Genomic DNA, 19,047 nt, shown 5'->3' on the forward strand with positions numbered 1-19,047 from the left:
ATGCCGAAACGAACCTCTCCCAAGGACGCGCAGCACGTCGAAGTCGCCGATGATCTGGACGACATCGTCACCGACAAACGCGAGGGCTGGCGCGCAACCGCGGCCAAGGCGCGGCGTCGGCAGCGCCGATACGCCAAGCAATTGACGCATGAGCTGACGCGCATGGCGCGCCACAACGAAGACGATGCCTAGTCAGTAACAAAATCCACGTGGATGTGGTTGCCATCCGGGTCCCAGATGTTGAACGCGACAAGGTTCATCGCATCAACGACAGACCGGCGAAAAGAGACGCCGCGCGCGTGCAAACGCTCTTGAAAGGCGTCCGCATCGCCCTGCGCCCGAAAGGCGAAGTGTTCCAGTTTGAGTGCCGTCTCTGATCCCACGGCACCATCCTCCTCGACGGCAACCAGATGAACGGCAGCGACGTCCCCTGCATACAGCCATGCGCCGTCCATCGTGAAATTGGGACGATCACCGGCACGGAGGCCCAGAATGTCCCCGTACCAATGCACCATCTCCGCCAGCCGAGTGGTCCGCAAGTTGACGTGATCCAGCCGGGTGATGGCCATGGGTGTCCTCCTCTTTGCAAGGGCACCCTAGCGGCGATCAGTCAGCGCGTCATCCGGTAGACGGTGCCGTTGCCCACGGAAATAAACAGGATGCTGCCATCGGGTGCCTCGACGATGTCGCGCACGCGCAGGGTCTCGTCTCCTTCGATCTGCTCGACCTCGCGCACGGTGTCACCGTTCATGTCGAGCCGCGAAATGTAGCTGAACTTGAGGGAGCCGACGAACATGTCGCCGCGCCATTCGGGAAACATATCGCCCTGATAGATCATCAGCCCGGACGGCGCCATGGACGGATCCCAGTAGAAGACCGGCTGTTCCATGCCCTGTTGGGTCGTGCCCTCGCCGATACTGGCCCCGGAATAGTGCACCCCGTAGGAAATAACGGGCCAGCCGAAATTGGCCCCCACTTGCACCTTGTTCACCTCGTCGCCGCCCCGCGCGCCGTGTTCGGCGGTCCAAAGCTGACCCTGCGCATCCAGCCCCGCGCCCTGCGGATTGCGATGGCCGTAGGACCAGATATGCGGCTGGACGCCGTCCTGCCCGACAAAGGGATTGTCGGCGGGCACCCTGCCATCGCGCGTGACGCGGACAATTGCGCCGTTGTGATTGCTGCGATCCTGGGCCGAAGGACGATCACCGCGGTCTCCGATCGTCACGAACAACGTGCCATCCGGTGCCTCGACCACGCGGCTGCCGTAATGCCGTCCCGTCCGCCCGGCGGGCGCGCTTTCAAACAGATCGCGCAAGTTCTCAAGCGTTGTGCCGTCCGCGCTCAATTCAGCGGCGGCCAACGCGGTGCCCGACCCACCGACCTGCGGTTTTGAATAGGTCAGAAACAACGTACGGGACGTGGCAAAGTCACGGGCCAGCGTGACGTCCAAAAGGCCACCCTGCCCCCGTGCAGCCACACGCGGCGTGCCGGCGACCTGCTGTGTTGCGCCGTCTCGCGCAAGAACGAGCTGCCCATCGCGTTGGGTCACCAGAAGCGACCCGTCGGGAAGCTCTGCAACGCCCCATGGTTCATCGAGGCCGGTCACCACCGGCGCCACAGTCACAGCACCTTGGTCGGTATCAAGGGCAAGGGCGGCGCATGGAACCAAAGCAAGGGCAAGAGCAGCAAAACGGTGCATGGGGCATCCTCCTAAATCGCTTGTTGGTTACGTAGTCAGCGTGACGATCCATTCCACCCACATTCCCGTGGGCAGGCGCAGCTATTCGCCTTTTCTTTTTTGAAGGCCGGGCTTAGGCTTTGCCGCAGGACAGCAGATCCACAGGGAGTAAACACATGAAAAAATTGCTTACGGCGACAGCCGCAACAGCGCTGATGGCAGGAACAGCCTTTGCTGAGGACGTCAAAATCGGCGTTATTCTCGGCTTCACCGGCCCAATTGAATCGCTGACCCCGTCGATGGCCGACGGCGCAGAGCTTGCGATGCAGGAAGTGACCGACAGCGGCCTTTTGCTGGACGGTGCGACGGTGTCGTCCGTGCGCGCGGATTCGACGTGCGTCGACGCAGGCGCTGCAACCGCTGCCGCCGAACGTCTGGTTACGTCGGACCAGGTGGATGCGATCATGGGTGCAGACTGCTCGGGCGTGACGGGCGCGATCCTGAACAACGTCGCTGTGGCCAACGGCGTGGTGATGATCTCACCTTCTGCCACCAGCCCCGGCCTGTCGCACAACGACAATGAAGACAACGGCCTGTTCTTCCGCACCGCACCGTCCGACGCACGCCAGGGCGTCGTTATGACCGAAGTGCTGATGGAAGAAGGCATCAACGAGGTCGCCGTCACCTACACCAACAACGACTATGGCAAGGGTCTGGCGGACAGCTTCCAGGCCGCGTTTGAGGCCGCAGGCGGCACCGTGACCATCAACGCCGCGCATGAGGACGGCAAGGCCGACTATTCCGCTGAGGTCGGCGCATTGGCGGCCGCAGGTGGTGACCGTCTGGTCGTAGCGGGCTATGTGGATCAAGGTGGTTCGGGCATTGTCCGCGCGGCGATCGATTCCGGCGCATTCGACACCTTCCACTTCCCAGACGGGATGATCGGCGCCAAGTTGCAGGAAAACTTCGGCGACGAGATCGAAGGTTCCACCGGTCAGCACCCCGGCACCGACAGCGAAGGCGCTGCGATGTTCGCCGAAATGGTGGGGGACACGTTTGATGCCACATCGCCCTTCACGCCCGAAAGCTATGACGCCGCCGCGCTGATCATGCTGGCGATGGAGGCGGCAGGCTCCAAGGACAGCAACGACTTCAAAGACCATGTCATGGACGTGGCCAACGCGCCGGGCGAACAGATCTTCCCGGGTGAACTGGCCAAGGCCCTGCAAATCCTCAAAGATGGCGGCGACGTGGACTATGTCGGAGCCACCGCGGTCGAGCTGATCGGCGGGGGCGAGTCGGCGGGCAACTATCGTCAGATCGTTATCGAAGGCGGTGAAATCACCACGGCGCAGTACCGTTAAGCGGACATCAGAACCAACAGGCAGCCCGGGTTTTCCCGGGCTGTTTCAATATCTTGAAGACTGTTCCTAAGACAGCACGGGGATATACATGATCGTCGTAGACGACATTCACAAGCATTTTGGCGGGTTTCATGCCGTCGATGGCGCGTCGCTGTCGATCGAGGCGGGATCGATCACCGGGTTGATCGGCCCCAATGGCGCCGGAAAAACCACTCTTTTCAACGTTATCGCAGGCGTTCTTCCGCCAACATCCGGGCGCGTGACGATGGACGGTGAGGACATCACCGGCCTGCCGCCCCACACGCTGTTTCACAAGGGGCTCTTGCGCACCTTCCAGATCGCGCATGAGTTTTCCTCTATGAGTTGCCGCGAGAACCTGATGATGGTGCCGGGCAGCCAATCGGGCGAGACGCTTTGGAACACGTGGTTCGGACGCCGCCGGATTGCGGACGAAGAACGCGCCCTCGCCGCCAAGGCAGACGAAGTGCTGGAATTCCTGACCATCGAACACCTCGCCGACCACAAGGCGGGTCAGGTCTCGGGCGGGCAGAAGAAGCTCTTGGAACTGGGCCGCACGATGATGGTCGATGCCAAGATCGTGTTTCTGGACGAGGTGGGCGCAGGCGTGAACCGCACGCTTCTGAACACCATCGGCGATGCGATCCTGCGGCTGAATGCGGAACGCAACTATACCTTTGTCGTGATCGAACATGACATGGATTTCATCGGTAAAATCTGCGACCCGGTCATCTGCATGGCCGAGGGCAAGGTGCTGGCCCAAGGCACGCTGGATGAGATCAAGGCCAATGAGCAGGTGATCGAAGCCTATCTGGGCACCGGTCTCAAGAACAAAGACAAGGTGGGCGCATGAGGGTAACCCTGCGTGGGGGCCAGCCCCCACACCCCCGTGGTATTTTTGATCAGAAGAAGATGGGGGCTGTGCGATGAGTAACCCCTATCAGGATGATCGCGGCAACACAGATCGCACAATCACGCGCGCGGGCGGCGGCGCACTGACAGCATCTCCGGGCACCAAGGGGACAATGAAGCCGGCAGAAGCATTCCTGATCGGCGATACCATGACGGGCGGCTATGGCGCGGGGCCGGACATTCTGCACGACTGCACCGTCGCCGTTGAGCGGGGCGAGATTGCCGTGATTGTCGGGCCGAATGGCGCGGGTAAATCCACTGCGATGAAGGCTGTGTTCGGGATGCTGGACGTGCGGCAAGGTTCCGTCAGGCTGGGTGGCGAGGACATTACGGACCTGTCGCCACAGGACCGTGTCGCCAAGGGCATGGGATTTGTCCCCCAGACGTCGAATATTTTCACCTCCATGACGGTCGAGGAGAACCTGGAAATGGGCGCATTCATCCGGCGCGACGACTTCTCGGGCACAATGGCCCAGGTCTATAACCTGTTTCCGATCCTCAAGGAAAAGCGCAATCAGGCAGCGGGGGAACTGTCGGGCGGCCAGCGCCAGCAGGTCGCTGTGGGCCGCGCGCTGATGACCCAACCCAAGGTGCTGATGCTGGACGAACCCACGGCCGGCGTCAGTCCCATCGTGATGGATGAACTCTTTGACCGGATCATCGAGGTGGCGCGCACCGGCATCCCGATCCTGATGGTTGAACAGAACGCCCGCCAAGCGCTTGAGATCGCCGATAAGGGCTATGTGCTGGTACAGGGGCGAAACGCGTTTAGCGGGACGGGCAAAGAGCTGCTTGCAGACCCAGAGGTGCGCAAGTCGTTTTTGGGAGGCTGATGGTGCGTTTCCGTATTTGGAAAGAGAAGAAGATGGTGGCGGTTCTCTTGTGTCTGAGCGGCCCCGCCGCGGCACTGACCGAGGGTGATCTGCGCGACCAAGGCTACCAACCGCTTACTTGCCTTTTCGATCAGCGCTGCGTGATCGGCCAGCCCTGCGAACGGGCCTGGCGCGAATTTCGCTGGCTGATCAACGACGACACCGGCAGCGCCTATGCGGTGCGCGACCAGGGCAAGATCGGGCGCAAACTGCCGCTGATGCAGGACGCAAGGTGGAAAGCACGCTCGGACGCGCGCGCGATCCTGATGCCGATGCGCGAGGCGGTGGCGGGTCATCTCACTGTCTTTGACGGCGGCGGCGCTGTCTATTCCGTGCAATATGCAGGCAATCCCGGCGACGGCCAAACCTTCCTCGGGCAATGCGAGGTTGGCATGGCTGCGGATCAAGGCGCCGAAAACGCCTGCACCCTGGTCGAAACCTGTGATGGCAGCGGCGCTTGCGCCGATCGCTCCGTTACCCTGAGGTGGCGGGACGACCCGGACACCCTGCGCATTGACGACACCCGCGCGGGCGTGTCCCGCCTGGACGGGGCGGCAGCGCTTGCCAACATGCGTGTGGGTGACACCGATCTGGCGATCCGTGCGAATGGTCCGACCCTGTTTCTGACCGGCAAAGACCTGTCGGGCATCATAATCCAAGGGACGGACCCCGACACCGTCATAGCTCAATTCCTGTCCCTGCCCGACCAGCGCGGCGACGCATCCGATATCCGCCGGACCTTCTCCGGCCAATGCGAGGCCCTGTTCTGATGGATCTCCTCAACGCCTTCATCACCTTGGCAAATTTCGTCCTGATCCCCGCGATCGCCTATGGCTCACAACTGGCCCTCGGGGCGCTTGGCGTCACGCTGATCTACGGCATCCTGCGGTTTTCGAACTTCGCGCATGGCGATACGATGGCCTTTGGCACCATGGCCACCATCCTGATCACATGGGCATTCCAGAGCATCGGCATTTCCGCCGGTCCCCTACCCACGGCCCTTCTGGCACTGCCCTTCGGCATCGGGGTCTGTGCGCTTTTGACATTGGCGACGGATCGCGGCGTCTACCGGTTTTACCGCACGCAAAAGGCCAAGCCGATCATCTTTGTTATGGTCTCTCTTGGTGTCATGTTCATCATGAACGGCCTTGTGCGGTTCGTCATCGGCCCCGATGACCAGCGCTTTTCCGATGGGGAACGCTTTATTATCTCGGTGCGTGAGTTCAAGGCACTTACGGGCCTCGACGAGGGGCTGGCGATCAAAACGACCCAAGGCATCACTGTCATCACCGCCATCATCGTTGTGGCGCTGCTCTTCTACTTCCTGAACCGCACGCGCACCGGCAAGAGCATGCGGGCCTATTCGGATAACGAAGACCTCGCGCTGCTGTCGGGCATCAATCCTGAACGCGTGGTCATGGTGACGTGGTTGATCGTGGCGGCGCTGGCAACCGTGGCGGGCGTGCTTTACGGCCTCGACAAGTCGTTCAAACCTTTCGTTTACTTCCAGCTCCTGCTGCCCATTTTCGCCTCTGCAATTGTTGGCGGCTTGGGCAACCCGCTGGGCGCCATTGCAGGCGGCTTCACCATCGCGTTCTCGGAAGTGATGATAACCTATGCCTGGAAGAAGGTCGCAGGCTACGCCCTGCCGGACAGTCTCGCCCCCGATGGCCTCGCCCAGCTTCTGTCCACCGACTACAAATTCGCCGTCAGCTTCGTGATCCTGCTGATCGTGCTTTTGTTCCGGCCCACCGGCCTGTTTGCGGGGAAAGCGGTATGAGTGATAAAAACGCGAACCAAGAGCAATTCCGTATCTGGCATCTGCTCGGCGGCGGCCGCCTTTTGGGTGAAACAGGAAGCACTCAACGAACAATCGTCTATTTCGGCTGCATCGCCGCCCTACTTATCGGCACCGGGTTGATGACGTCGTGGAACCTCGCCATCACGATCATGAACTTCGGCCTTATCTCGGCCATCATGGCGCTGGGGGTGAACCTGCAATGGGGGTTCGCGGGCCTGTTCAATGTGGGCATCATGGGTTTCGTCGCCCTCGGCGGCCTCGCCACCGTACTCGTCGCCATGCCTCCGGTGGGAGAGGCCTGGGCCGCTGGCGGACTGCGCGTCATCCTGGCGCTGATCCTCGGGGCGGCCACCATCGTCGGTGCGATCCTCGCCTATGGTGCGCTACCAAAGGGGCGTGTGCGCACACTGGGTATGATTGTGATCCTATGTACAGGCTTCTTCATCTACCGTGCGGTGTTTGACGGCGGCGTGCAGGCGGTCGAGGCGGTGAACCCCGCCAACGCGGGCTACCTCGGCGGGCTCGGCCTGCCCGTACTGATTGCCTGGCCCGTGGGTGGGCTGTTGGCTGCCGGAGCGGCCTGGATCATCGGCAAGACGGCGCTCGGCCTGCGCTCCGACTATCTGGCCATCGCCACGCTCGGCATTGCCGAAATCATCATCGCGATCATGAAAAACGAGGACTGGCTGGCCCGCGGTGTGAAAAACGTGGTCGGCCTGCCCCGCCCTGCGCCCTACGAGATTGACCTGCAGAACAGCACAACCTTCGTCGAACGGGTCACGAGCTTTGGCTTCGATCCGGTCACCGCCTCCACGCTCTGGGTGAAAACGATCTATGCGGGCCTCTTCACGGTCGTCCTACTGATCCTCTTCATCCTCGCCCAACGCGCGCTGCATTCCCCGTGGGGTCGGATGATGCGCGCCATCCGCGACAACGAGGTTGCTGCCGAAGCCATGGGCAAGGACGTGACCGCCCGCCACCTCCAGATCTTCGTCCTCGGCTCCGCCATCTGCGGCATCGCAGGCGCGATGATGACCACGCTTGATGGCCAGCTGACGCCGGGCACCTACCAACCCCTGCGCTTTACCTTCCTTGTCTGGGTCATGGTGATCGTGGGCGGGTCCGGCAACAACCTGGGCGCAGTACTGGGCGGGTTCCTGATCTGGTGGCTCTGGGTGATGGTCGAACCCATCGGGCTATGGGTCATGCAGGTTGTCACCTCTGGCATGGCCGACGGGTTCTGGCTGCGCGAACACCTGCTCGATAGCGCTGCCCACATGCGACTTTTGACCATGGGGGTCGTCCTGCTTCTGGTGCTACGCTTCAGCCCCCGAGGACTGATTCCGGAGAAGTGACATGCAGCGCAGCACGACCCGAACGCGATGGGCCATTGCGGGGTTGGTGCTGCTGTTTGTGATGATCCAGGGCTTTGTCTGGCACTCCGCACAGCGCGGCGCACTGGGGCTCAGCGGCGATACATCGGTCATTGAACGGCTAACCGGGCCAACGCCCAGCCTCATGTCGCTTTTCGCGCATATGGTCTCGGGCGCGCTGGTGACGCTGCTGTCGGTCATCCAACTGGCAGGGCCCATTCGCCAACGCTGGCCGCGCGTGCACCGCATCTCTGGCCGCGTTCTGGCGGTCGCAGCGCTACTCACAGGCATCGGCGGTCTGATCTACATCGCGCGCAGCGGCACCGTCGGCGGGGCGCCCATGTCGGTCGCCTTTGCACTCTATGGCGTCCTGATGATCATCGCAGCGATCCAGACGCCGCGTTTCGCCATGGCGGGCGACTACGCACGACACCGCCGCTGGGGCCTGCGGCTGATCGTGCTGGGCTTGGGGTCATGGCTCTACCGGCTGCATTACGGGCTGTGGTACGGCACCACCTGCACGCTGAGCGACACGCTGTGCGGGATCGCAGCCGAACCAGATTTCTCAGGTCTCTTCGACCAGATCAACCTCTTTGCCTTCTACCTGCCATACCTGCTCGCACTCGAATGGTGGCTGCGGCGCGCACCGCAGCTGGTCAAAACGTGATATCTGCAGCAACACGCAGATCCCGCAGCGGACGAACAAGATCAATCGAGCGCTGATAAAGCGGATGCGCTTTGTAATCCGCCAGGGCGCGGGCATCGCGAAACTCGGCATAAACCACCACATCCACCTGATCCGACAGCGCGTCGGAATGGGTGTTCTTGCGGACAGAGATCACGTCGGCATGCGGGTTTGCCTCCAGTATCGAAAGGCCCTCGAACACGCGGTCCACATCGGCGCGGTCACGGGCCCGGAAAAACACGACATGGCGTAAGCGGTCAGCATCGGACATGGGCAACGGTCCTCACATCTGGTCAAAGGCTGTCAGCCTCCACTCTCGACATAAAGCCGGATCACCGCCCTTTGAAGAGGCCGCCCAATATACCGCGCACCATGCGACGACCGGTCGTACCTGTCAGTTCCTTGACAACCATTTTGGTCATCGCCTCGCCAAAACTCGCGCCGCGACGGGTCGTCCGAGCAGACGAACGCGACACCCGCGCGCCGGAATAGCGCCGACCGGCATTGAATTCACGCAACACCGGCTCCATCTCCTCTGCCTTCTCTTCAGCTTCAGCAGCCTCGGCGGCGGCTTTGTCAGCCCGCTCCTTCAACATCTCGAAAGCGGATTTTCGATCCAGCGGTGCGTCATATTTCCCGGCCATATCACTCGCCGCCAGATGCGCCTTGCGCTCTGCAGCTGTGATCGGCCCCAATTGCGACGAGGGCGGACGAATAAGCGTCCGCTCCACTATCCCCGGCACACCCTTTTTCTGCAGCATCGACGTGACAGCCTCGCCCACACCCACCTCGCGAATGGCCTCTTCCGTCTCGAACCGCGGGTTCTCGCGATAGGTCTCGGCGGCCATGCGCAATTCCTTGCGGTCCTTGGCGGTGAAGGCGCGCAGAGCATGCTGAAACCGGTTGCCCAATTGACCCAGAATATCCTCGGGCACGTCCGCCGGGTTTTGCGTAATGAAGTAGACACCAACACCTTTTGAGCGGATCAGGCGCGCCACCTGTTCGACCTTGTCGACCAACGCCTTGGGCGCGTCCTCGAATAGCAGATGCGCCTCGTCAAAGAAGAAGACCAGCTTCGGCTTGTCTGGATCGCCCACCTCGGGCAACTCCTCGAACAACTCCGACAGCAGCCACAGCAGGAACGTGGCATAGAGCTTGGGCGCGCCCATCAGCTTGTCTGCCGCCAGGACATTCACCATCCCCTTGCCCGCCGCGTCCGTGCGCATCAGGTCGGACAATTCCAGCGCAGGTTCACCAAAGAGCTGGCTCGCCCCCTGGTTCTCAAGCACCAGCAAGCGCCGCTGGATGGCGCCAATGGATTGCGTGGACACGTTGCCGTAGCGCAGCGACATGTCCTTGGCATTCTCGCCCACCCAGACCAGCAACGCCTGCAGATCCTTGAGGTCGAGAAGCGGCATCCCCTCTTCATCCGCTAGGCGAAAAGCGATATTTAGGATCCCTTCCTGCGCCTCGGTCAACTCCAGCAGTTGAGCCAGCAACAGCGGCCCCATCTCTGACACCGTGGTGCGCACCGGATGGCCCTGTTGCCCGAACATGTCCCAGAAGGTGACGGGACAGGCGTGATAGCTGTAGTCGGAAAACCCAATCTTTTCAGCGCGTTCAGTGAACGGACGATGCAGCTTGTGTTCGGGCGTGCCCGATTTGGCCAACCCCGACAGATCGCCCTTCACGTCTGACAAGAACACCGGAACACCCGCGTTGGAAAAGCCTTCGGCCAGGATTTGCAGCGTTACGGTCTTGCCCGTCCCGGTCGCACCTGCCACCAAACCGTGCCGGTTGGCGTACTTCAGCGTCAGCCCCTGTTTTTCGGCATACTCGACCCCGCCACCGCCGATAAAAATGTGATCTTCCATGCCGTTAACCTTTTGTCCATTGGGTTCTTCGGCGCGACCATACAAAGTTAACCATTGGGTGCCATAGTGTTTTCGTTCCCGTCGAGAGTCCTCCTGGCGCGGAACACTTCCTCCCTGTCAGACTGGGCCGCGCTTCATGCGCGGCCTTTTTTTTGTTCGATTGAACGAATGGGTTTAGTTCCTGATTTCGCAATGTTTTCTTTTTTACATATTCCCGGTTGACCGCCGCCGGGGGCTTTCGTAACCTTCGTGCAATATGTCGGCCAGTCCGACGGGGAGAGAAAAAACACGTGAAAAAGGGGGCTTTGGGGTCCCCTTTTTTACTGCTTGTTGCCAGTCACGAAAACTTTGCGCTTTGGCCCTGACACTCGTTCCAGTCCGTGCTAGCAGTTTTTGAAACGAAACAAGAGCGGAACCGATATGCGCACGTCCCTGATTGCACTCTCCGTAGCCCTTCTGATGCCAATTGGCGTCATGGCCCAATCCACGGACACGACACCCGAAGACACGACTGAAACCGAGCAAGGCACAGACACCCCCGGTGTCGCAAACCCCATCGAGGACCAGCTGAGCCTTGGTGAGGACGCCTCAGCCCCCCAGGTCGGTCAGACCTACACTGCCGAAACCTTTGGCGCTTGGGAACTGCGCTGCATCAAGGCAGAAGAAGGTCAGGAAGAACCCTGCCAGATGTACCAGCTGATGCAGGACGATGAAGGCACACCCGTCGCGGAAATCTCGATCTTCCGCCTGCCCGAAGGTGGACGTGCTGTGGCCGGTGCGACGATCATCGTCCCGCTGGAGACATCCTTGCCCCAGCAATTGACGATGGAAGTCGATGGCGGCCAGGCCCGTCGGTATCCCTATGCGTTCTGCAACCCGATTGGCTGCTATTCGCGTGTGGGCCTTGTGGCGGACGAAGTTGCGCAATTCCGGCGCGGTGCGAATGCCAAGCTGACCATTGTCCCAGCGCTGGCACCCGACCAGCAGGTCGAGTTGAACATGTCGCTCAGCGGATTTACCGCAGCCTTTGACAAGACATCCGTCGCACAGTTCTGAGGATCAACTGATCCGCACCAAAAGCCGCCTTCGGGCGGCTTTTTTGTCAGACCTTGCGCAGCGCCAGCACCGCGTTCATGCCGCCAAACGCAAATGCGTTGGACAGCGCGACATCGACCTTCGCGTCCCGCGCATCGTTCGGAACCACATCCAGCGCACATTCCGGATCTGGCTCCTCATAGCCAATCGTTGGCGCCACGACACCATCGCGCAGCGCCATGATGCAGGCCAACAATTCCACCGCACCGGTCCCACCGATCAAATGACCATGCATCGACTTGGTGGAAGAGATCATCAACTTGTCCGCATGCGGCCCGAACACATCCGCCACAGCCGCGCATTCGGTCTTGTCATTGGCGGCCGTGCCCGTGCCATGAGCGTTGATGTAGCCGACCTCATCCGCATTCACCCGCGCATCGGCCAAGGCACCGGCCATCGCGCGCGCCGCACCGTTTTTCGATGGCATCACGATGTCAGCTGCATCCGACGACATGGCAAAGCCCACCACCTCGCAGAGGATGTCGGCCCCGCGGGCACGCGCATGTTCGAATTCCTCGAACACGAACACGCCCGCCCCTTCGCCCTGCACCATACCGTTGCGATTGGCAGAAAAGGGGCGACACGCGTCCTTGGACATGACGCGCAGCCCCTCCCAGGCCTTGACCCCGCCAAAGCACAACATGCTTTCGGACCCGCCGGTGACCATCACCGGCGCCATGCCCGTGCGCACCATCTGAAACGCCTGCGCCATGGCGTGGTTCGACGACGCACAGGCCGTGGCGACGGTAAAGGACGGCCCCTTCAGGTTCCATTCCATCGACACGTGGCTTGCAGCGGCGTTGTTCATCAACTTCGGCACGACAAAGGGGTGAACCCTGTTCTTACCCTCTTCATAGACCAGGCGATAATTCTGATCCCATGTACTGACACCCCCCGCAGCGGTGCCCAGAATAACGCCCGACCGGGCGGCCTCTTCCCCGGCAAAGCTCACGCCCGCCTGCTCAATCGCCTCCTTGGCGGCGGCCAGAGTAAACTGGGTAAAGCGGTCATAAAGACTCATCTGCTGGCGATTGTACCGCCCCTCGGCCTCGAACCCGCGGACCTGACCGCCGATCTTGATGGCCAGCCGTTCCACGTCCTGAAACTCCAGCGGGCCGATGCCGCAACGGCCCTCGCGCATGGCCTCGAATGTCTCGGGCACATCATGGCCCAGGGCATTGACGGTGCCCGCCCCCGTAATGACAACGCGATGCATCAGGTTTTCTGTTCTGCGATCAGCCGCTCAATGCCCGCAATGATCGACTGCACATTCGAGATGTCGAAGTCACTCTCGGAAGGCGCATTGGCGTTAAACGGGACCTGGATGTCGAATTCTTCCTCAATGGCAAAGATGCTTTCGACCAGACCCAGGCTGTCGATGCCCAGATCCTCAAGCGTATTGCTCAGACCCACATCCGACGGCTCCAGCACTGCCTGCTCTGCGACAATCTCGATGACCTTGTCCTTGATGCTCACGATGCCTGCCCCCTTGCCTGACTTTGCGTTGATTTAGTCACTGCCATCCGACTTTAAAACAGCTTTCTTCAACTCCGCGACGTCCCGCAGGATGCGCGGCAGGCGCTTGGTATTCTTGTACATGTCCAGATTGGTTTTCATCTCATTCGCTGGATAGCCCAGCATGACCTTGCCGTCCTTGACTGAACTCATGACCTTGCAGGCTGCAGCCAACACCACGTTGTTACCGATGCTCAGATTGTCGGACACACCAACCTGCCCCGCCATAACGACGAAATTGCCGACGGTCACCGACCCGGCCAGACCGACCTGACCACAGATCAGGTTGTCTTCGCCAATAATGCAGTTGTGGCCAATGTGGACGAGGTTGTCGATTTTGGTACGGTTGCCGACCTGCGTAGGTCGGATCGTACCGCTGTCGATGGCCGTATTGGTCCCGATCTCCACATCATCACCGATGACAACAGCGCCCAGGCTCGCAATCCGCGCCCAGGGCTGCCCGCCCGCATCGCCCTGCTCACCCAGCGTCTCGCGTACGTTCTCAACGCCGCTCTTTTCCGGCGTGACGAAGGAAAACCCGTCACCACCGATGCGCACACCCGGATTGCAGATGAAGTTGGCACCGATGCGCACGCGGGCACCGATGCTGACATGTTCCCGAAGAAAGGCATTGGGCCCCAGCACGGCCTGCCAGCCGACAAAAGACAACGGCCCGATGATCGACCCTGCGCCAATCTCTGCCTCCGGCCCGATGACGGCCCCGGCTGCGATGGTGACGTCATCGCCCAGCTTGGCCGTGGGATCGACCGACGCACTGGGATGCACGCCGTTGCCGAACCCATGCCCCGGATCGGCCATCGTCGTCAGGCGCGACATAGCAAAGCGTGGGCGTTTCGGCAGAATGGCGGCGCGCAGGCCCAAAGCCTGCCAATCGGCCCCCTCCCACAACAGGGCGGCCTGTGCCGCCCCTGCTGCAAGAGTGTCCGCATATTTCGGGCTACTCGCCAGTGCCAGATCATCGGCACCGGCCTGTGCAGGCTCCGCCAGCCCTGTCACCACTGCGCCCGCGTCACCAACGGCCTCCGCCTCCAGCGCCCGTGCAATCTCGGCAACAGTGTAACGCATGACGGCACCCCTTGGCATATCGCTCAGGGCCGGGATTTACCCCTGAACGGCGCGCAGTGCCACCCCCGCATTGGACAGGGCCTTCCACACCTTCGCGTCGCGACCATAGATGTCGCGGCGATACTGCGTGTGGCCCTTTGGCGTGGTAAAGGCCGTGCGGTAGATGATGTGCACAGGCACCGGCGCCTTCAGGTCCACGCGCGTTTCACGGCCCGTGGCCAGCACGGATTGGAAATATTGCTGCGGGTTCGCCTCTTGCTTGGCGAGAAGCGCATAGGCAAAGTCGAACGGATCAGCCAGCCGCACGCACCCATGGCTATACGCACGCACCTCTCGGCCAAACAGGTTCTTGGCCGGTGTGTCGTGCAGATAGATATTGTGCACGTTGGGGAACATGAACTTCACCAGCCCCAGCGCATTGCCCTTGCTGGGCGGCTGGCGCATGGCAAAGGGGAACGTGCGCGCGGTGTACTGATTGAAGTTCACCGCCGAACGGTTCACCTTGCGACCCCGGCTGTCCGTGATCTCGATATGACGCACGGCGTTGCGGTTGCGCTTCAGCGCAGGCAGGTATTCCTTGGTCACGATGGACCGCGGCACATACCAGCTCGGGTTGATGACCATGAACTCCATCACATCCGAAAACTCAGGCGTTGGGCGGTCATCCTTGTTGGCGCCCACGACCGACCGGGTCTCGAACGTCACTTTGCCGTTGTCGACGACCTTGGCCGTGAAATCCGGGATATTCACCAGAATGTGCCGCCGGCCGCGCTCCTGATTGACCCATCGTTCACGCTCCATCGCGACGATGATGGATTGCAGGCGCTCCTGCACCGACATGTTCATCTCTGCAATCGTCGCCTGGCCCGCCACGCCATCGGCGGTCAGACCATGCGCCAACTGAAACTGCTGTACAGCCGCCTGAACGTCGGTGTCATAAGTCTGTGTGTTGGTGCGCTTCAGAAAGCCCATGGCGATCAGCCGGTTGCGCATGATGGCCACCGCATCGCCCGATTGGCCGGGCTTGAGCGTGCTGACCGGCACCTGTTGACCCCAGCCGCCCTTGGCCAGCAGCCGCTCCATCCGCAGCTTTTCCTTCATCAGCGCAGTGTATTCCATCGTCTTCGGCGCCAGCGCCTTGAAAAATCCCGATGGCGATGACTTCGAGAAGTTCACCAGGTACGACGTGCGATCCCGATACGGCACCTGCCGGACGATGGCCCGGTCCACGCGGGACGGCACCAGCACACCAGTCTGCAGATCCCGCGAAAACTGCAGGAAGGTCCGGCTCATCTCGACCTCGACCAACCCGCGGTCGCGCTGCGTCTGAGCGGCCTTCATCTTGGCTTGCAGCCCAGCGGCATCATAGCGCGCGGCAGGCAGGCCATGGTTGCCCGCCTGGTCCAGCGCCTTGAACAGCGCCACACGCCGCTGCCGCTCGCGGCCAGACCGCCCGGTCCATAGGCTTTCATAGCCGCTGGCCTTGTAGAATGCGGCGATGTCGGCATCTCTGGCGGCCGCCTCTGCCACGGCCTGCTTGAACGCCGTCACTTGCGCCAAAGCGCCCTGCGGCGCAGTCCAAAGCATCGCCGTCAGGATCAGGCCCAAAGCCACCATCCAAGATCTGAAAAATGTCACCGTCATATCGCACCTGTTATTATCAATTTTGCGCTAGTCCGCAGTATCCCAAGGCCGGACAACGCCTGTCTATTCACATTGCCGGCAGTCCATCAAGAAGCACATGCGTGATGCGCACCTGCATCGCCTCGCGGCCATTGCGCCACATGAGCCAGAATTTGCGCAAAAATCTGCCTAAATCTCTTGCGACGTTTTTTAGGGCAGATTCAGAGCTTGGTAAACGAATCGAGCTATGCAATAAAAATGTTGCATCTGGGGATGAGATGGCAAACTCCGTGTAACATCACGGACAGGCAGGCGTACGGGACGGCGCAGTGATATGAATGATACCTCTACGGGCATGACCCGCCGAGCCTTACTTGGCGCATTCGCGGCAACGGCAGTAACGGCGGCACCGACTTTCTCAAACGCAGCAGGGTTCTTGCGAGGCGCGGGCGACATCCGACGCCTCCGTATGTATTCCGGTCGCACGGGTGAGCGGATCGATATGATCTACTGGATCGAAGGGCACTACATCAAGGACGCGGTCAAGGAAGTGAACCACTTCATGCGCGACTGGCGCACCGACGATGTAAAGTCGATGGATCTGCGCAATGTGGACATCATGGCCGCCGCGCACAACCTGATGCAGACGGACGAACCCTACATGCTGCTCTCGGGCTACCGCAGCCCGAAAACCAACGCCATGCTCCGCTCGCGCAGCCGCGGCGTCGCCAAAAACTCCCTTCATATGAAGGGCCAGGCCGCCGATTTGCGCCTGTCCTCACGATCGGTCAGCCAAATGGCGCGCGCAGCGCAAGCCTGCCGTGGTGGCGGAGTCGGCAAGTATTCTGGTTCGAACTTCGTGCACATGGACTGTGGCGTCGTCCGGTCCTGGGGCCGCTAAACACGTCCACACTATTCTTCACGCGGGGCGCTTCGGCGCCCTTCTTTGTGTAAGGCGGCACAGTCTGAAGGATAAAGCGCGCGCCGTCCGAAGAGACAGTTGCCCTGCACAGCCGCCAATCAACCGCACAAACAGCTCGCAAGTTCCCCAGTGGGTTAACTTTTGCGCAATCTTCCGCCCGGATTGACATGAAACTGTGACAACCCGCCCCTACGCGCCTAGCGTATAACGAGCTGACACTCCCGGGGGACCCACATGACACACCTGATTTCGCGCCGCACTTTCCTGGCAACCACTGCCACATTCGCGGCCATGCACCCGTTTTCCCTGCACGCCAGCACCAATCAGGCCCACCTGCGGATCATGGAAACAACCGACCTGCACGTGCACGTCTTCCCCTACGACTACTATGCCGACCGGCCCCGCGATACGGTGGGCTTGTCGCGCACCGCCTCAATCATTGAAAGCATCCGGGCGGAGGCGACGAACTCCATGCTCATCGACAATGGCGACTTCCTGCAGGGCAATCCTATGGGTGATTACATCGCCTATGAGCGCGGCATGAAAGAGGGCGACACCCACCCGATCATCACCGCCATGAACACCGTGGGCTTTGACGCTGCCACCTTGGGCAATCACGAGTTTAACTACGGCCTCGACTTCCTGATGAAATCGCTGGCAGGCGCCGACTTCCCCGTGGTCTGCGCAAACGTCTCGACCAAGCAGGGCGCAGACGCATCCGCCGATACAACCCTCCTGCCCCCCTTTGTCATCCTCGACCACACGGTCACGGATGGTGCCGGCGACACGCACCCGATCAAGGTCGGGCTCATCGGCTTTGTCCCGCCCCAGATCATGACCTGGGATCGCCGCCACCTCGAAGGGAACGTGCAGACCCGTGACATCGTGGACACGGCCAAAACGCTCGTGCCGCTGATGAAGGAACAAGGCGCCGACATAATCATCGCGCTCAGCCACTCGGGCATCGGCGCGGCCGACCACGCGGACGGCATGGAAAACGCCTCCGTCCCGCTTGCCGCGGTCGACGGGATCGACGCGATCCTCACCGGCCACCATCACCAGGTCTTCCCCTCCGACACCTATGCCGACATGCCCGCCGTCGACGTCGCCGCCGGCACGATCCACGGCAAACCGGCAGCCATGGGCGGCTTCTGGGGCTCGCACCTGGGTGTGATTGACCTGATGCTCGAACGCGATGGCTCCGACTGGCGGATCACCGGCTTCGGGTCCGAAGCCCGCCCCATCTCCAAACGCAACGAAGACCGCTCCGTTACCGCCCTTGTCGAAGACAACGAGGCCGTCCTCGCCAGCGTCCAAGAAGACCACGACGCAACGCTGGCCTATGTCCGCCGCGCTGTCGGCAAGACGGACGCCCCGCTTCACAGCTACTTCGCCCTCGTCGCCGACGACCCTTCAGTCCAGATCGTGTCGATCGCGCAAAGCTGGTACATCGCCCAGATGATGCAGGGCACCGAATACGAGGGGCTGCCGATCCTCTCCGCCGCCGCCCCGTTCAAGGCCGGTGGCCGCGGCGGCCCCGAATACTTCACCGATGTGCCCAAGGGGGACGTGGCCATCAAGAATGTCTCCGACCTCTACCTCTACCCCAATACCGCGCGCGCCGTGCTGGTGACGGGGGCCGAGGTCAAGGACTGGCTGGAACGCTCGGCGGGCATGTTCAACCAAGTAGAGCCCGGCAGCACTGACGCGCCCCTCCTGAACCCAGAGTTCCCCAGCTACAATTTCGACGTGATCGACGGTGTGACCTACCAGATCGACCTCAGCCAACCGTCGAAATTCGACAGCGACGGCGCGGTCATCAACGCGGATGCAAACCGGATCGTGAACCTGAGCTACAACGGTGAACCGATTGATCCACAAGCACAATTCATCATTGCCACCAACAACTATCGCGCAGGTGGCGGCGGCAACTTCCCCGGCGCGAGCAGCGAAACGGTCATCTTTGAGGGGCCTGACACCAACCGCGACGTGATCGTACGCTACATCGTGGAACAGGGTACGATCAGCCCGCGCGCCGATGCCAACTGGTCCTTTGCGCCGCTGGAGGGCACGAGCGTCCTGTTTGAAACAGGGCCAAAGGCCAAGGACTATATCGACGACGTCAAAGGGGTCACAATCGAGCCCGCAGGCGACGGCCCGGACGGCTTCGCCCAGTTCCGCATCTCGCTCTGACCCACATGGGCGCAGGACACCTACGCCTTACGATTT

General features: G+C 61.3%; 19 protein-coding genes. 11 read left to right on the top strand and 8 right to left on the bottom strand.

Annotated elements, in window-relative coordinates:
• Positions 1 to 192, top strand: coding sequence for a hypothetical protein (locus BWR18_RS07320; RefSeq protein WP_076627368.1), 192 nt, complete (start codon positions 1 to 3; stop codon positions 190 to 192).
• Here BWR18_RS07320 and BWR18_RS07325 read toward each other — a convergent pair.
• Together BWR18_RS07325 and BWR18_RS07330 are read right to left on the bottom strand one after the other, a co-directional pair.
• A complete protein-coding gene (locus BWR18_RS07325) occupies positions 189 to 569 on the bottom strand; it encodes a VOC family protein (protein ID WP_076627369.1) in 381 nt (126 codons plus the stop codon). The two genes, BWR18_RS07320 and BWR18_RS07325, sit on opposite strands and share 4 nt — an antisense overlap.
• 41 nt (positions 570 to 610) lie before the next feature.
• Positions 611 to 1,699, bottom strand: a complete 1,089-nt coding sequence (locus BWR18_RS07330; protein WP_076627370.1) for a PQQ-dependent sugar dehydrogenase — start codon at positions 1,697 to 1,699, stop codon at positions 611 to 613.
• A gap of 155 nt (positions 1,700 to 1,854) precedes the next feature.
• On the opposite strand from BWR18_RS07330, the gene BWR18_RS07335 reads away from it, so the two are divergent.
• The 7 genes from BWR18_RS07335 to BWR18_RS07365 all read left to right on the top strand — a co-directional run bounded on the left by BWR18_RS07335 (position 1,855) and on the right by BWR18_RS07365 (position 8,685).
• Positions 1,855 to 3,042: an ABC transporter substrate-binding protein gene (locus BWR18_RS07335; protein ID WP_076627371.1), complete on the top strand. Its 1,188-nt coding sequence runs from the start codon at positions 1,855 to 1,857 to the stop codon at positions 3,040 to 3,042.
• Positions 3,043 to 3,130: 88 nt separating this feature from the next.
• Positions 3,131 to 3,913 (top strand): ABC transporter ATP-binding protein, encoded by a 783-nt coding sequence (locus BWR18_RS07340; protein ID WP_076627372.1) that lies wholly within the window; start codon positions 3,131 to 3,133, stop codon positions 3,911 to 3,913.
• 73 nt (positions 3,914 to 3,986) lie between these two features.
• Positions 3,987 to 4,805, top strand: coding sequence for an ABC transporter ATP-binding protein (locus BWR18_RS07345; RefSeq protein WP_076627373.1), 819 nt, complete (start codon positions 3,987 to 3,989; stop codon positions 4,803 to 4,805).
• 32 nt (positions 4,806 to 4,837) lie between these two features.
• Complete coding sequence (locus tag BWR18_RS07350; protein WP_157598674.1) at positions 4,838 to 5,614, top strand: hypothetical protein; 777 nt, start codon at positions 4,838 to 4,840, stop codon at positions 5,612 to 5,614.
• The gene (locus BWR18_RS07355) at positions 5,614 to 6,624 is read left to right on the top strand and encodes a branched-chain amino acid ABC transporter permease (RefSeq protein WP_076627375.1); all 1,011 of its coding nucleotides are present in this window, start codon (positions 5,614 to 5,616) and stop codon (positions 6,622 to 6,624) included. Before BWR18_RS07350 ends, BWR18_RS07355 begins: the two co-directional genes overlap by 1 nt.
• A gap of 140 nt (positions 6,625 to 6,764) precedes the next feature.
• Complete coding sequence (locus BWR18_RS07360) at positions 6,765 to 8,000, top strand: branched-chain amino acid ABC transporter permease (RefSeq protein WP_254684970.1); 1,236 nt, start codon at positions 6,765 to 6,767, stop codon at positions 7,998 to 8,000.
• Position 8,001: 1 nt separating this feature from the next.
• Positions 8,002 to 8,685: a DUF2306 domain-containing protein gene (locus tag BWR18_RS07365; protein WP_076627376.1), complete on the top strand. Its 684-nt coding sequence runs from the start codon at positions 8,002 to 8,004 to the stop codon at positions 8,683 to 8,685.
• On the opposite strand, the gene BWR18_RS07370 is transcribed toward BWR18_RS07365, so the two are convergent.
• On the bottom strand, positions 8,675 to 8,974 hold the full coding sequence (locus BWR18_RS07370; RefSeq protein ID WP_076627377.1) for a Dabb family protein: 300 nt from the start codon (positions 8,972 to 8,974) through the stop codon (positions 8,675 to 8,677). The two genes, BWR18_RS07365 and BWR18_RS07370, sit on opposite strands and share 11 nt — an antisense overlap.
• Positions 8,975 to 9,035: 61 nt before the next feature.
• A complete protein-coding gene (locus tag BWR18_RS07375; protein ID WP_076627378.1) occupies positions 9,036 to 10,577 on the bottom strand; it encodes a helicase HerA-like domain-containing protein in 1,542 nt (513 codons plus the stop codon).
• A gap of 420 nt (positions 10,578 to 10,997) precedes the next feature.
• Here BWR18_RS07375 and BWR18_RS07380 point away from each other — a divergent pair, with 420 nt between their 5' ends.
• Positions 10,998 to 11,633 carry an invasion associated locus B family protein gene (locus BWR18_RS07380; RefSeq protein WP_076627379.1) on the top strand — a complete coding sequence of 212 codons (636 nt, stop codon included), beginning with the start codon at positions 10,998 to 11,000 and terminating at the stop codon, positions 11,631 to 11,633.
• 46 nt (positions 11,634 to 11,679) lie between these two features.
• Here the strand turns inward: BWR18_RS07380 and BWR18_RS07385 are convergent, their stop codons facing one another.
• The 4 genes from BWR18_RS07385 to BWR18_RS07400 are packed head-to-tail and all read right to left on the bottom strand — an operon-like array spanning position 11,680 to position 15,917.
• Positions 11,680 to 12,888, bottom strand: a complete 1,209-nt coding sequence (locus BWR18_RS07385) for a beta-ketoacyl-[acyl-carrier-protein] synthase family protein (RefSeq protein ID WP_076627380.1) — start codon at positions 12,886 to 12,888, stop codon at positions 11,680 to 11,682.
• On the bottom strand, positions 12,888 to 13,148 hold the full coding sequence (locus BWR18_RS07390) for an acyl carrier protein (RefSeq protein WP_076627381.1): 261 nt from the start codon (positions 13,146 to 13,148) through the stop codon (positions 12,888 to 12,890). The genes BWR18_RS07385 and BWR18_RS07390 overlap by 1 nt, the downstream gene beginning before the upstream one ends.
• 33 nt (positions 13,149 to 13,181) lie before the next feature.
• On the bottom strand, positions 13,182 to 14,273 hold the full coding sequence (locus BWR18_RS07395; protein WP_076627382.1) for a UDP-3-O-(3-hydroxymyristoyl)glucosamine N-acyltransferase: 1,092 nt from the start codon (positions 14,271 to 14,273) through the stop codon (positions 13,182 to 13,184).
• 36 nt (positions 14,274 to 14,309) lie between these two features.
• Positions 14,310 to 15,917: a L,D-transpeptidase family protein gene (locus tag BWR18_RS07400; protein ID WP_254684950.1), complete on the bottom strand. Its 1,608-nt coding sequence runs from the start codon at positions 15,915 to 15,917 to the stop codon at positions 14,310 to 14,312.
• Positions 15,918 to 16,251: 334 nt separating this feature from the next.
• Between BWR18_RS07400 and BWR18_RS07405 the strand changes: the two genes are divergently transcribed.
• Positions 16,252 to 16,797: a DUF882 domain-containing protein gene (locus BWR18_RS07405; RefSeq protein WP_172839418.1), complete on the top strand. Its 546-nt coding sequence runs from the start codon at positions 16,252 to 16,254 to the stop codon at positions 16,795 to 16,797.
• 255 nt (positions 16,798 to 17,052) lie between these two features.
• Positions 17,053 to 19,011 carry a bifunctional 2',3'-cyclic-nucleotide 2'-phosphodiesterase/3'-nucleotidase gene (locus BWR18_RS07410; RefSeq protein ID WP_076627384.1) on the top strand — a complete coding sequence of 653 codons (1,959 nt, stop codon included), beginning with the start codon at positions 17,053 to 17,055 and terminating at the stop codon, positions 19,009 to 19,011.
• Positions 19,012 to 19,047 lie beyond the last annotated feature (36 nt).

Origin of the sequence: Tateyamaria omphalii, from assembly GCF_001969365.1 — a bacterium.
In the GTDB taxonomy this organism is placed as follows: domain Bacteria; phylum Pseudomonadota; class Alphaproteobacteria; order Rhodobacterales; family Rhodobacteraceae; genus Tateyamaria; species Tateyamaria omphalii_A.